At 67.7% G+C, this 11853-nt stretch carries 11 protein-coding genes; 7 read left to right on the top strand and 4 right to left on the bottom strand.

Annotated elements, in window-relative coordinates:
• Positions 1–78: 78 nt before the first annotated feature.
• Genes ASD21_RS25010 through ASD21_RS03290 form a run of 4 tightly spaced genes read right to left on the bottom strand, consistent with a single transcriptional unit; the run spans position 79 to position 2539 of the window.
• On the bottom strand, positions 79–201 hold the full coding sequence (locus tag ASD21_RS25010) for a hypothetical protein (RefSeq protein WP_268760967.1): 123 nt from the start codon (positions 199–201) through the stop codon (positions 79–81).
• Between the two features lie 60 nt (positions 202–261).
• Positions 262–594, bottom strand: coding sequence for a peptidase inhibitor I78 (locus ASD21_RS03300; protein WP_056436749.1), 333 nt, complete (start codon positions 592–594; stop codon positions 262–264).
• Positions 591–1052 carry a DNA polymerase III subunit chi gene (locus ASD21_RS03295; RefSeq protein WP_056436746.1) on the bottom strand — a complete coding sequence of 154 codons (462 nt, stop codon included), beginning with the start codon at positions 1050–1052 and terminating at the stop codon, positions 591–593. Before ASD21_RS03295 ends, ASD21_RS03300 begins: the two co-directional genes overlap by 4 nt.
• 2 nt (positions 1053–1054) lie before the next feature.
• Positions 1055–2539, bottom strand: coding sequence for a leucyl aminopeptidase (locus ASD21_RS03290; protein WP_056436743.1), 1485 nt, complete (start codon positions 2537–2539; stop codon positions 1055–1057).
• A gap of 256 nt (positions 2540–2795) precedes the next feature.
• On the opposite strand from ASD21_RS03290, the gene lptF reads away from it, so the two are divergent.
• The 7 genes from lptF to ASD21_RS03255 all read left to right on the top strand — a co-directional run bounded on the left by lptF (position 2796) and on the right by ASD21_RS03255 (position 11851).
• On the top strand, positions 2796–3932 hold the full coding sequence (gene lptF, locus ASD21_RS03285; RefSeq protein WP_056436740.1) for an LPS export ABC transporter permease LptF: 1137 nt from the start codon (positions 2796–2798) through the stop codon (positions 3930–3932).
• Positions 3929–5032: an LPS export ABC transporter permease LptG gene (gene lptG, locus ASD21_RS03280; RefSeq protein WP_056436737.1), complete on the top strand. Its 1104-nt coding sequence runs from the start codon at positions 3929–3931 to the stop codon at positions 5030–5032. Before lptF ends, lptG begins: the two co-directional genes overlap by 4 nt.
• 25 nt (positions 5033–5057) lie before the next feature.
• On the top strand, positions 5058–7493 hold the full coding sequence (locus tag ASD21_RS03275) for an LPS-assembly protein LptD (protein WP_156398272.1): 2436 nt from the start codon (positions 5058–5060) through the stop codon (positions 7491–7493).
• Between the two features lie 93 nt (positions 7494–7586).
• A complete protein-coding gene (locus ASD21_RS03270) occupies positions 7587–8921 on the top strand; it encodes a peptidylprolyl isomerase (protein ID WP_235524828.1) in 1335 nt (444 codons plus the stop codon).
• The gene (gene pdxA, locus ASD21_RS03265; protein WP_056436729.1) at positions 8918–9922 is read left to right on the top strand and encodes a 4-hydroxythreonine-4-phosphate dehydrogenase PdxA; all 1005 of its coding nucleotides are present in this window, start codon (positions 8918–8920) and stop codon (positions 9920–9922) included. Before ASD21_RS03270 ends, pdxA begins: the two co-directional genes overlap by 4 nt.
• A 174-nt stretch (positions 9923–10096) precedes the next feature.
• Positions 10097–10924 (top strand): 16S rRNA (adenine(1518)-N(6)/adenine(1519)-N(6))-dimethyltransferase RsmA, encoded by an 828-nt coding sequence (gene rsmA, locus ASD21_RS03260; RefSeq protein WP_056436726.1) that lies wholly within the window; start codon positions 10097–10099, stop codon positions 10922–10924.
• A 108-nt stretch (positions 10925–11032) separates the two neighbouring features.
• Positions 11033–11851, top strand: coding sequence for a retropepsin-like aspartic protease (locus tag ASD21_RS03255; protein WP_327019751.1), 819 nt, complete (start codon positions 11033–11035; stop codon positions 11849–11851).
• Positions 11852–11853: the final 2 nt, after the last annotated feature.

The following is an 11853-nucleotide window of genomic DNA, read 5'->3' as shown; positions in this document are numbered from 1 at the left end:
TGGCGGGCGAACTGGTCAGGCCACTTTAGGTCGCCGATGACAACGTTGTCCAGGCCAAGGCGCGCGGCGGGCCGGGCCTTACCGGGTCCCCGCCTCGACGCGGTCGGTGAGCGGCGGGACGGCCGCCTGGCGCATCCCCGACAGCAAGCCCAGGCCGCTGAGAACCATCGTCAGGAACGCGGTCAGGATCAGGGATCGCATGACAGCGACGCTGCCACTTCGCCCCGTGACCGACTATGCGTTGCGTGCCACGCGGCGGGCTTAGCCGCACTTGACCTGCTGGACGACGCCGGTATCGGGGTTGAACAGGATGTTCAGCCGGTCGGCGCGGTAGTCCATGGTCACCGGGCAGGTGGTGCAGGCGACCCGCCAGCGTGAGGGATCGACGGCGGCCGGCAGCTCTGAGCGGTTCTTCCCGACGAAAGCCTGGGCGTCCTTCAGGCCGCACTGGTCCTTGTCGGGCTCGGGCGCCTTGGGCAGGGCGATGGCCGGCGGCGCGGTGGGCGTGCTCGGCGGCGGCATGGGCGCCGGTTCGGGCGCGCTGGAGCACGAGGCCAGGACCAGCACCACCCCCGTCAGTACGAGTCGCTTCATGCCTGCTTCTCCCATCCACGTTCCGCGCCCTGGCGCCAGTACGACACGGGATGGCCCGCGCCCTTGAAGGCCTTCCATCGACCTCGCGCCAGGCGCAAGGCCTCCTCGTCGCGACCGTCGAACAGCAGGATGCAGCGTTCGAACGCCGAAAGATCGCCCGGCTCGGCCCCGTCGAGCAGGAACAACGCCTGACCGCCGTTCGGGTTGTCCAGCTTGTCGGTCAGCAGCACCGGCTGGCGGTCGGCCATCGGTTCGTCGTCCAGGCCGTGCGGCAGGAAGCTGTCCTCCCGCCAGGTCCACAAATGGGCGTCGAGGCCGCGCAGGCGGGCGGGATCGCCGCCGCGCACCAGGGCCCGCCAGCCGCGCCCCAGGGTCTTTTCCAGCAGCCCGGGCAGCACCTCTTCCAAGGGACTGCGCTCGAGGTGGTAGAACCAGATGTCGCAGAGCGCGGCGGTCAAGGTCAGCCTTCGTAGGCGTCCGCCACGAGGCGGTTGAGCAGGCGCACGCCGAAGCCGACCGCGCCGTCCGGGACGGTCGGATCGGTCGAGGGCTTCTTCCAGGCCACCGAGGCGATGTCCAGGTGGGCCCACGGCACGCCGTTGACGAACTTCTGCAGGAACAACGCCGCGGTGATCGAACCGGCCGGACGGCCGCCGATGTTCTTCATGTCGGCGATCGGGCTTTCGATCTGCTTCTCATAGGCGGCCGGCATCGGCATGCGCCACAGCGGCTCGCGCTCGGCCTTGCCGGCGGCCAGAAGCTTTTCCGACAAGCCGTCGTTGTTGCTGAACAAACCGCCCAGGTCGTGACCCAGCGAGATGATGATCGCGCCGGTCAGTGTGGCGAGATCCACCATGAACTTGGGCTTGAAGCGGTCCTGGCAGTACCAGAGGGCGTCGGCCAGCACGAGGCGGCCCTCGGCGTCGGTGTTGATGACCTCGATGGTCTGGCCCGACATCGAGGTGACCACGTCGCCAGGACGCTGGGCGTTGCCGTCCGGCATGTTCTCGACCAGGCCCAGGATGCCGATGGCGTTGACCTTGGCCTTGCGGCCGGCCAAGGCGTGCATGACGCCGGTCACCGCGGCGGCGCCGCCCATGTCCCACTTCATGTCCTCCATGCCTTCGGCCGGCTTGATCGAAATGCCGCCGGTGTCGAACGTGACGCCCTTGCCGACGAAGGCCACGGGCTGGGCCGACTTGTCAGCCGCGCCCGTCCACTTGATCACCACCAGCTGGCTCTCGCGCCGGCTGCCCTGCCCCACGCCCAGCAGGCTGCCCATGCCCAGCTTGGCCATCTGCGCCTCGCCGAGGATCTCGACTTCCAGACCCAGCTTCTCCAGGCCCTTCACGCGGGCGGCGAACTCCTCCGGATGCAGGATGTTGGCCGGTTCGGAGACCAGATCGCGGCTGAACAGAATGGCGTCGGCGACGGGTTCGAGGCTGGCGAAGGCCTTCCTTGCCTTGGCCGGATCGGCGGCGGCCACCTTGACCACGCTCACCGATGGCTTCTTCTCGGCCTTTTCGGTGGTGCGGTACTTGTCGAAACGATAGGCCGCCAGCTTGACGCCGAAGGCCGCGCGGGCGGCCGTCTCGGCGTCGCCGCCGCCCAGCTTCAGCACCAGTTCGGTGACGCCGGACGCCTTCAGCGCCTGGAAGGCTTGGCCGGCGGCGATCTCGACGGTCTCGGGCTCGATCGCGCCGTCGCCGTCGACGCCGACCAGCAGCACCCGCGCGGCCTCCAGGCCGGCCGGAGCGATCAGGTCCAGGGTCTGGCCCTTGGCGCCGGTGAAACGTCCGCCGGCGACGGCGCGGGCCAGGGCGCCGCCCGTCGCCTCGTTGACGGCCTTGGCCTCGGGCGACAGGGCGGCGGCCTCGTAGGCCAGGACGGCCAGGGCCGCGTTGGCGCCAGCCTGGGTGTCGGCGGTGACGAACTCGATACGCATGACGCGCTCCTGAAAACCGGTGGAGCCCTAGCAGGACCTTCAGCCCGTTGGATTGACGCAAACCTGAACCGAAGAAAAGCACCAATCGTCTGGGGCGTCGGCGCGGCGTCCGCCGAATGCCGTCGACCGCCGCTTTCTCGCCTGACTTGAGCGGTTGTGCGCACGCGAACACGCCGTGTAGAAGGGAGCCTTCCCTGGGGGCGCGCCGCGCGACTCCGCTTCTTTCCCTCCCCGTCGGTTCCCAGCTCCAACGTCGATGCGCCTGATCGAACGCTACCTCTTCCGCCAGCTTCTGGGCCCGACGCTATTGGCGACGTTGGCCCTGGTGGCGCTCGCCTTGCTGGCGCGCAGCCTCTCGGAGTTCGATGTCCTGATCGAGCAGCGCCAGAGCGCGACGGTGTTCTTGAAGATCATCGCCCTGGCCCTGCCCCAGCTGCTGAGCATGATTCTGCCGATCGCCCTGTTCGTGGCCACCCTCGTGGCCCTGAATCGGCTGCACACCGAGCAGGAGATCGTGGTCTGTTTCGCGGGCGGCATGAGCCGCTGGCGGGTGATCTCGCCGGCCGCGCGCCTGGCCGTGTTCGCCACCCTGTTGTCCCTGGTCATGAGCCTGTGGGCCGCGCCGTGGAGTTCGCGGGCGATTCGCGAAACCTTCTTCGACATCAAGTCCGATCTTGCCTCGACCCTGGTGCGTCCGGGCGAGTTCACCGAGCCGGGGCCGGGCCTGACGGTCTACGCCCAGACGATCGATCGCGACCAGGTCATCCACAACCTCTTCATCCATCAGGAAAAGGCCAACGGCGGCGCCATCACCTACACCGCCCGCGAAGGCGTCATCGCCGAACGTAAGGGCTTGCCGGTGCTGGTCCTGCGCAAGGGCTCCAACCAGGAATTCTCCAGTTCGGGGGTGCTGCAGTACCTGTCTTGGGACGAGTACACCTTCGACCTCAGCTCGCTGTTCCAGAGCGATGAGCTGCTGCACTACAAGATCGGCGACCGCTATCCGCACGAACTGTTCTTCCCCGATCTCACCCAGGAGTGGGAGCGGCAGAACCGGGAAAAACTGCTGGCGGAAGGTCACTGGCGCCTGGCCAGCCCGCTCTACAACCTGGCCATGATGTCGATGGCCGTGGCCGCGGTGATCGGCGGGTCGTTCAGCCGAATGGGTTATGGCAAGCGGATCGCGGTCGTCGGCGCGGCCGCCGCCATGGTCCAGATCCTGGGCTTCGGCGTGAAGGCCGCTTGCGACAATGACGTCTGGCTCAATCCGTTGCAGTACGCCTTGCCGTTGGCGGCGATCTGGTGGGGCCTGAGCCAGATCTTCCGTCAGAAGGTCACCCGTTACATCGCGATCGGTTCGCGCGACGACCTCCAGCCGCTGGGGGCTTTATGATCGGCGTCGGCATGATCGAGCGCTATGTGCTGCGCAAGACCTTGGGCGGTCTGGCGGCCGCCCTGGCGGTCGTCGGCGTGCTGGTCATGCTGATCGCCTTCGTCGACATTTCCAAGAACGTCGGCACCCGCGCCGAGGTCGGGTTCGCCCAGCTGCTGTTCCTCACCTTGCTGCAGGCCCCCGCCACGATCCTGGTGCTGACGCCCTTCATCTTCCTGTTCGGAACCCTGGGCGCGTTCGTGGGCCTCAACCGGCGCAGCGAGCTGATCGCCATGCGGGCGGCGGGCGTCTCGGCCTGGCGCTTCATCATGCCCGCGGCCGTCGCCGCCTTCATGATGGGGTTGGTGACCCTGACCCTGCTCAATCCGCTGACCTCGGCCATGAGCGCCCAGTTCGAAACCTCGCGCAACGCGCTGATGGAGAGCTATCTGAAGTCGGCGCCCAAGGGCCTGTGGCTGCGCCAGGGCGACGAAAAGAACCAGGTGGTCATTCGCGCCCGGGCGCGCGACCAGGTCGACGGCTCGGTGCGCCTGCACGGCGTGTCGCTGTTCGTCTATGCGGTGCAGCCCAACGGGACCCTGCAGTTCGCGCAGCGCATCGAGGCGGACGAGGCCCGGCTGGAGCCCGGTTTCTGGCGTCTGTACGGCGTGCGCGTGGCCATGCCGGGCGCCGGGGCCATCCGCTCGGAGACCACCACCTGGCCGTCCAACCTGGACGACCGCACCGCGTCCGAGCGGTTCAACAATCCCCAGGCCATCGCCGTCTGGCGGTTGCCCGAAACCATCAAGCGAACCGAGGCGGCGGGATTCTCGTCGATTCCCTTCCGACTGCGGCTGCAGCAGGTGCTGGCCACCCCGCTGCTGTTCGCGGCGATGTCGGTGCTGGCGGCCGCCTTCTCGCTGCGGCTGATGCGGCTGGGCGGGCTGGCGGGCCTGGCCGGCGCCGGGGTGACGCTGGGCTTTGGTTTCTTCTTCTTTAACGAGCTGTGTGGCGCACTGGGCAAGGCCGATGTGCTCACACCGGCCATGGCCGCGTGGACGCCGCCGATTGTAGCGCTTTTGGCGGGACTGACGCTGCTTTGCTATACCGAGGATGGTTGAGTCTGTGTCGGGATCGAGGTCGTTGATGTTGGAGCTTCGCTGGGGGGCGACAGAGAAGGGCCGCGCGGTCCTGCTGGCCGGAGCGGCCTGGCTCGCCTTGGCCGGCTCGGCGCAGGCGCAGCAACCGCTCGCCACGATCCCGGCCGCCCCCGCGCCGTCTCCGGCCGTCGACGACGGCCTGGGCGACACCGGCTACTATCTGGAGTCCGACCTTCTGATCCGCGACGACGCCAATCAGAAGATGATCGCCCGCGGCGACGTCGAGGCGCGCTACCAGGGCCGCACCCTGCGCGCCGACGAGGTGGTCTACGACACCAAGACCGAGGTGGTCACCGCCCACGGTCATGTGACCCTGATCAACGCCGACGGCACCGCCCAGTTCGCCAACGACATGACCATGGACAAGGACCTGAAGGCCGGCTTCGCCCGCGGCTTCTCGGCCCGCCTGGACAAGAACATCAAGATCGCCGCCGACAGCGCCGTGCGTCGCAACGAGCAGATCACCGAGCTGAACAAGGCGATCTACACGCCTTGCGAGGTGTGCGCCGAAAAGCCCAAGCCGACCTGGAGCATCCAGGCCGACAAGGTGGTTCAGGACAAGAACAAGCACCTGGTCTACTACCACGACGCGACGATCCGCATGTTCGGCGCGCCCCTGATGTACCTGCCGGTCTTCTGGCATCCGGATCCTCAGACCGAGCGCCGTTCCGGGTTCCTGGTGCCCAAGATCGGCATCTCCAAGAAGCGCGGCCTGGTCTACCAGCAGCCGTATCTGTTCGTGCTTTCACCGTCTCAGGATTTGGTCGTAACCCCCCAATTTAACACGAAAGTTAACCCGTTCCTGAACGCCCAATACCGCAAGCGTTTCTATTCGGGCTATGTCGAGGCGCGGGTCGGCGGCACCTACGACAAGGACTTCGACAACCACGGCGACCGTTTCGGCGAGGCGACGGCCAAGAGCTACATCCTGGCCAAGGGCTCGTTCGACATCAACGAGCAGTGGAAGTGGGGCTTCACCGCCGAGCGGGCGTCGCAAGCGCTGATCTTCGACGACTACGACATCGGCGACGTCTATCAGACGCGCGGACAATACACAGCCGACGACCATCGCCTGATGTCGCAGATCTATGCGACCCGCCAGTCGGACCGGTCCTATTTCTCGGCCTCGATGATCTCGGTGCAGGGGCTGCGCGTCGTGCAGGTCAATTCCGCCGGCTTGGCGAATCAATTCGAGAACAGCGGCGCCTTCCCGCTGATCGGGCCTCTGGTCGAGGGGCGCTGGGAGCCTGAATCGCCCATCCTGGGCGGCCGCCTTCGCCTCAACGGCTCCGGCGTGGTGCTGACCCGGTCGGAATCCCAGTTCGGCGAACCGCCCTACGCCTACCCCGGCTACAAGGGCGCGGCCGGGGTGGATTCCGTCCGCGGCACGATCGAGGGCGACTGGCGCGCCAGCATGATCCTGGGGCCGGGCCTGCGCGTCGAACCGTTCGCCCAGGCGCGGGGCGACGCCTATCGCGTGGAGGACGTCTTCCTGGCGCCCACCGCCATGGCGCTTGGCGACAACACCACCAACATCAACTATTCGCGCGGCTTGGGCGTCGCGGGGGTCGACCTGAGCCTGCCGATGTTCAAGCCCCTGAAGGGCGGCGGCAGCGTCGTTCTGGAGCCCCTGGTCCAGTTGGCCGCCGGCTCCAACAGCTCGCGCGTGCCGATCATCGTCGCCCGCGACGCGGCCGGCAATCCGGTCTATTTCAACGAAGACAGCACCAACTTCGAGCTCGACGAAACCAACCTGTTCGACGTCAACAAGTCGCCCGGCTTCGACCTCTACGAGGGCGGCACCCGCATGAACGTGGGTGGCCGCGCCACGGTGAAGTTCGCCGACAATCGGGGCGGCAGCGTGCTGCTGGGCCGTAGCCTGCGCACCAAGGTCGATCCGTTGATGCCGACCCGCGCGGGGCTGGATCAGAAGGCCTCCGACTGGATCGTGGCGGCCACGATCACGCCGATCCGCGGGGTCACCGCCTTCACACGCGCCCGTTTCGACGACGACACCAGCAAGCTCAACCGCCTGGAGGCCGGCGTCGACGCCTCGGTCACCCGCGGCTTCCTGTCCTTGCGCTACCTGAAGGACAACAAGGACACGTCGGGCTTCCGTCAGGAGAACCTGGACTTCGTCGGCGACTACAAGATCCGTGAAAACTGGGGCGTGACCGCCCTGGGACGGCTATCCTATCAGGACGCCCGCGCCTTCGGCCTTCCGGCCAAGGACAGCAAGTGGTCCTGGACCCGCCGCGATCTTGGCGTCTACTACAAGGACGATTGCGTCCGCGTGGATGTCATCTACCAGAACGAGGATCGCTACACCCAGACCGTCAACGGCCTGAAATTGCGAGCCGATCAATCCGTGGTGCTGCGCCTAACGCTCGCCACATTGGGCGACACACTGTACAGCGATTAGAATGTCATCGCGTCGGGGGACGCGCGGTTAAGCGCGCGCCTTCCTTTGGACGCGTCTAGAGGAACGACAATACCGATGCGGTCTGCGCGTAGCGTGACAACCCTGGCGGCCAGCGCCGCCTCCATCCTCGCCTTGACCGTGGCGGGCTTCGGTTTGCCGACCCAAGCTCAGGAAGCCCCCGCCGCGCCGACGGTGGACGCGCCCGCGGCCCCGGCCGCCCGGCCCGTCAATCCGTTGTCGGAAAGCGTCGCGGCCGTCGTCAACGACGACATCATCTCCAGCTACGACCTGATGCAGCGCATGCGCCTGCTGATGGTGACGTCGGGCATGCAGCCGACCCAGGAGAACCTGCCCCAGCTGGAGCAGGAAGCCCTGCGCTCGCTGATCGACGAGCACGTCCAGATGCAGGAACTGCGCCGGGTCGAGAAAGCTCAGAAGATCACGATCATCTCCACCGACAAGGAGATCGAGGAGCAGATCCAGGACATCGCCCGGGGCAACAACATGACCCCCGAGCAGCTGACCCAGTCGCTGCAGGCCCAGGGCGTGGGCATCGACACCTGGAAGGCGCAGATCCGCGCCGACAGCAGCTGGCAGGCCTGGATCAGCGGCCGGTACGGCTCGCGCCTGCGGATCGGCGACGACCAGATCAAGGCCTTCGAACGCCGCCAGGCGGAAGCCGCCAGCAAGCCGCAGTATCAGGTCAGCGAAGTGTTCATCGACGCCGGGCGCGTCGGCGGCATGGAAGTGGCCGAGAACGGCGCCAAGCAGCTGGTCAGCCAGATGCAGCAGGGCGCGCCCTTCCCGGCCGTGGCCCGCCAGTTCTCGGCCTCGCCGACCGCGGCCAACGGCGGCGACGCGGGCTGGATCAGCCCCGGCGAAATGCCGCCCGAGGTCGACGCCGCGCTCGAGCAGCTGCGCCCCGGCCAGCTGTCGGCCCCGATCCCGGTGCGCGACGGCGTCTACATCATCTATCTGCGTGAAAAGCGCTCGGGGGCGAAGACCGCCCTGGTCGATCTCAAGCAGGTCGCCGTGGCCCTGCCCAAGGACGCCGCCCAGCCGCAGGTCGACGCCGCCCAAAAGCTGCTGGTCGATCTGAAACCCAAGCTCACCAGCTGCGAAACCCTCGAGGCCACGGCCGGCAAGATCGACGGCGTGGTGGCCGGCGATCTGGGCGAGGCCGAGATCACCGACCTGGCGCCGGCCTTCCAGGAAGCCGCCAACAGCCTCAAGGTCGGCCAGGTCTCCGACCCGATCCGCACCGACGCCGGGCTGCACCTGATCGCCGTCTGCGGCAAGCGCCAGTCGGGCGCCCAGGCGCCGAGCCACGATCAGATCGAAAATCGCCTGCGCGGCCAACAGCTTGCGCTGATCTCCAAACGTTATCTGCGAGACCTGCGCAACTCGGCGACCATCGAGACCCGGTGAAGACCACGGCCCTCGCCCTGAGCGCAGGCGATCCCGCCGGCATCGGGCCGGAGATCATCGCCAAGGCCTGGTCGGCCCTGCGGGCCGAGGGACCGCCGTTCATGGTGGTGGGCGACGCCCAGCTGCTGGCCTCGGCCGGCGGCGGGGTGAAGGTCCGCGCCGTCACCGGCCCGGTCGAGGCGATCAAGGTGTTCGGCGAGGCCCTGCCGGTCCTCGACATCCCGCTGCAGTCGCCCGTCGTGGCCGGCCAGCCGTCCAGCGCCCATGCCGCCCAGGTGATCCGCTGGATCGAGACCGGAGCGGGCCTGGCCCTGTCGGGCGCCGTGGCCGGCCTGGTCACCGCTCCCATCGCCAAGGCTCCGCTCTACGACGCCGGCTTCGCCTTTCCCGGCCATACCGAGTTCCTGGCCGAACTGACTCACGTGGGCGAGCGCCAGCCGCCGCACGGTCCGATCATGATGCTGGCGGCCCGCGACCTGCGCGCCGCCCTGGTGACCATCCACACGCCGCTGTCGGCCGTGCCCGCCGCCCTCTCGATCGACGCCATCGTCAACGCCGGCCTGGTGACGGCCGAGGCCTTGCGCAGGGACTTCGGCATCGCCGTTCCGCGCCTGGCGGTGGCGGCCCTGAACCCGCACGCCGGCGAGGGCGGCGCCCTGGGCGGCGAGGAGGCGGCGATCATCGAGCCCGCCGTCCGCGCCCTTCGAGAGCGGGGCGTCGACGTCAAGGGCCCCGCCCCCGCCGACACGCTGTTCCACGCCGAGGCCCGCGCCACCTACGACGCGGTGCTGTGCATGTATCACGACCAGGCCCTGATCCCGGTCAAGATGCTGGACTTCTGGGCCGGGGTGAACATCACCCTGGGCCTGCCGATCGTGCGCACCTCGCCCGACCATGGTACGGGTTTCGACATCGCCGGTCGGGGCCTGGCCCGGGCCGACAGCCTGATCGCCGCCATCCGCCTGGCGGCCGAGATCGCCGACCGCCGCGCCATCGCCTGAGCGATTTCAGCTTCAACCCTAAACGACGGTGAACCGCCCTCGTCCTTCGACAGGCTCAGGATGAGGGCTATGGCGAAGGCCGTTCAGTAGAAATCCTCATCCTGAGCTTGTCGCCCGGACAGTTTTAGGGGACGAGGATTGCGGTCCAAGACCTGCGAACCAGAGCATCTCGACATGACTTCGCCCACCCTCGCCGACCTGCCGCCGCTCCGCGAGGTTCTCGCCGAGCATGACCTGCTGGCCAACAAGAGCTTCGGTCAGCACTTCCTGTTGGACCTGAACATCACCCGCAAGATCGCCCGTCTGTCCGAGGTTGGCGAAGGCGACGTGGTGATCGAGGTCGGTCCCGGCCCCGGCGGCCTGACCCGGGCCCTGCTGGAGACCGGCGCGCGGGTCGTGGCGGTCGAGATGGACAAGCGGTTCGTCCCGCTGCTTGAGGATCTGGCCGCCGCCGCCGAGGGCCGCCTGACCATCGTCCAGGGCGACGCCCTGAAGGTCGACATGGCCGCCATCGCCGGCGGCCCGGCCCACATGGTCAGCAACCTGCCCTACAACGTCGGCACGCCGCTGCTGATCAACTGGCTGACCGGTCCGTTCCGGCCGCTGTCGATGACCCTGATGTTCCAGAAGGAGGTCGCCGACCGCATCGCCGCCGATGTCGACGACGACGCCTATGGCCGTCTGGCCGTGGTCTCCCAGACCGTCTGCAGCGCCAAGGTGGTCATGGACCTGCCGGCCCGCGCCTTCACCCCGCCGCCCAAGGTGGCCTCGGCCGTGGTGCGCCTGGTCCCGCTGGAGCCCGCGCCGGACAAGGCGATGGTCGCGGCCCTGGAGAAGGTCACCGCCGCCGCCTTCGGCCAGCGCCGCAAGATGCTGCGCTCCAGCCTCAAGGGCCTCGGCGGCGGCGCGCTGTGCGAGAAGGCCGGGATCAATCCGGACGCGCGGGCCGAGACGATCCCGGTCGAGGGCTTTCAGGCGCTGGCGCGCGCGGTGATGGCCTAGCTTCATCCACCGTTCATCCCGGGCGACGTCTCCTAAGGTTGAGTTTGTGCGCACGCGGACCGTTTGGGAGGATCAATGTTCACGCGCTTGCTGCTGATCTGTTAGTTTCTGGCCATCTCGAGCCTTCCGGCCCGCGCGGCGGAACAACGCCTGCCCGCCGCCTTCGCGGATGGCTCGAACCATGTCTTCCTGAAGGTCTCGATCAATAACGCGCCCGAAGCGTGGATGCTGCTCGACACCGGCACTGTCCCGTCGACTATCGACCGCGCCTACGCCCAGTCACTGGGCCTGAAGCTTGGCAAAGAGTCGAACACCGGCAAAGGCGCCGGCACGGGTCCGATCGTGATCGCCAAGACGAAGGTCCAAAGCGTTCGGGTTGGCGCGGCCACCCAGCAGGATGTCGCGTTCGAGAGCATGGTCTTCAGCTTTCCCACGCCCGATGGCCAGCCCGCCGTCGGGGTGTTGGGCTACAGCTTTTTGGCGGGGCGGATTCTGATCGTGGACTATCAGAAACGAGAGGTCCTGTTTACAGACGCCGGCTTGAGTTCCGCCCAAGGCTTTCCATTCAGGATGGTCTACAACATACCCACGGTGCGGGCCGCGCTTGGCGGCGAGCAGGTCGACGCGCTGATCGACACCGGCGGCTATTACGACGTGCTACTCACCCCACCCGCGGCGAAGCGCCTGGGGCTGGAGAAGGCGATGGCCGACGGCGCGGCGGCTACCGGCTTCGGCTATGGCGGCGCGCAGGACTACAAGCTGGGCAAGGGGCCGGACCTTTCGCTCGGCGATCTGGTCAAGCCCAGCCCCGCTATCGCCTTCATCCCGCTGCCGATTAAGATCGACGGCGCCTTGGGAACGGTCTTCCTGAAGGACTACCGAATGACCCTCGACTATCCCGCCAAACGCGTCCTGTTCGAGCGCTGAGG

Source organism: Caulobacter sp. Root1455, from assembly GCF_001426905.1.
Classification (GTDB): domain Bacteria; phylum Pseudomonadota; class Alphaproteobacteria; order Caulobacterales; family Caulobacteraceae; genus Caulobacter.
This window is presented reverse-complemented; position numbering and strand designations above follow the sequence as displayed.

Bases quoted from the DNA above. Each gene is read 5' to 3' on its own strand.
- ASD21_RS25010 (WP_268760967.1), bottom strand. From the start codon at position 201: ATGCGATCCCTGATCCTGACCGCGTTCCTGACGATGGTTCTCAGCGGC.
- ASD21_RS03300 (WP_056436749.1), bottom strand. From the start codon at position 594: ATGAAGCGACTCGTACTGACGGGGGTGGTGCTGGTCCTGGCCTCGTGC.
- ASD21_RS03290 (WP_056436743.1), bottom strand. From the start codon at position 2,539: ATGCGTATCGAGTTCGTCACCGCCGACACCCAGGCTGGCGCCAACGCG.
- lptF (WP_056436740.1), top strand. From the start codon at position 2,796: ATGCGCCTGATCGAACGCTACCTCTTCCGCCAGCTTCTGGGCCCGACG.
- lptG (WP_056436737.1), top strand. From the start codon at position 3,929: ATGATCGGCGTCGGCATGATCGAGCGCTATGTGCTGCGCAAGACCTTG.
- ASD21_RS03275 (WP_156398272.1), top strand. From the start codon at position 5,058: ATGTTGGAGCTTCGCTGGGGGGCGACAGAGAAGGGCCGCGCGGTCCTG.
- rsmA (WP_056436726.1), top strand. From the start codon at position 10,097: ATGACTTCGCCCACCCTCGCCGACCTGCCGCCGCTCCGCGAGGTTCTC.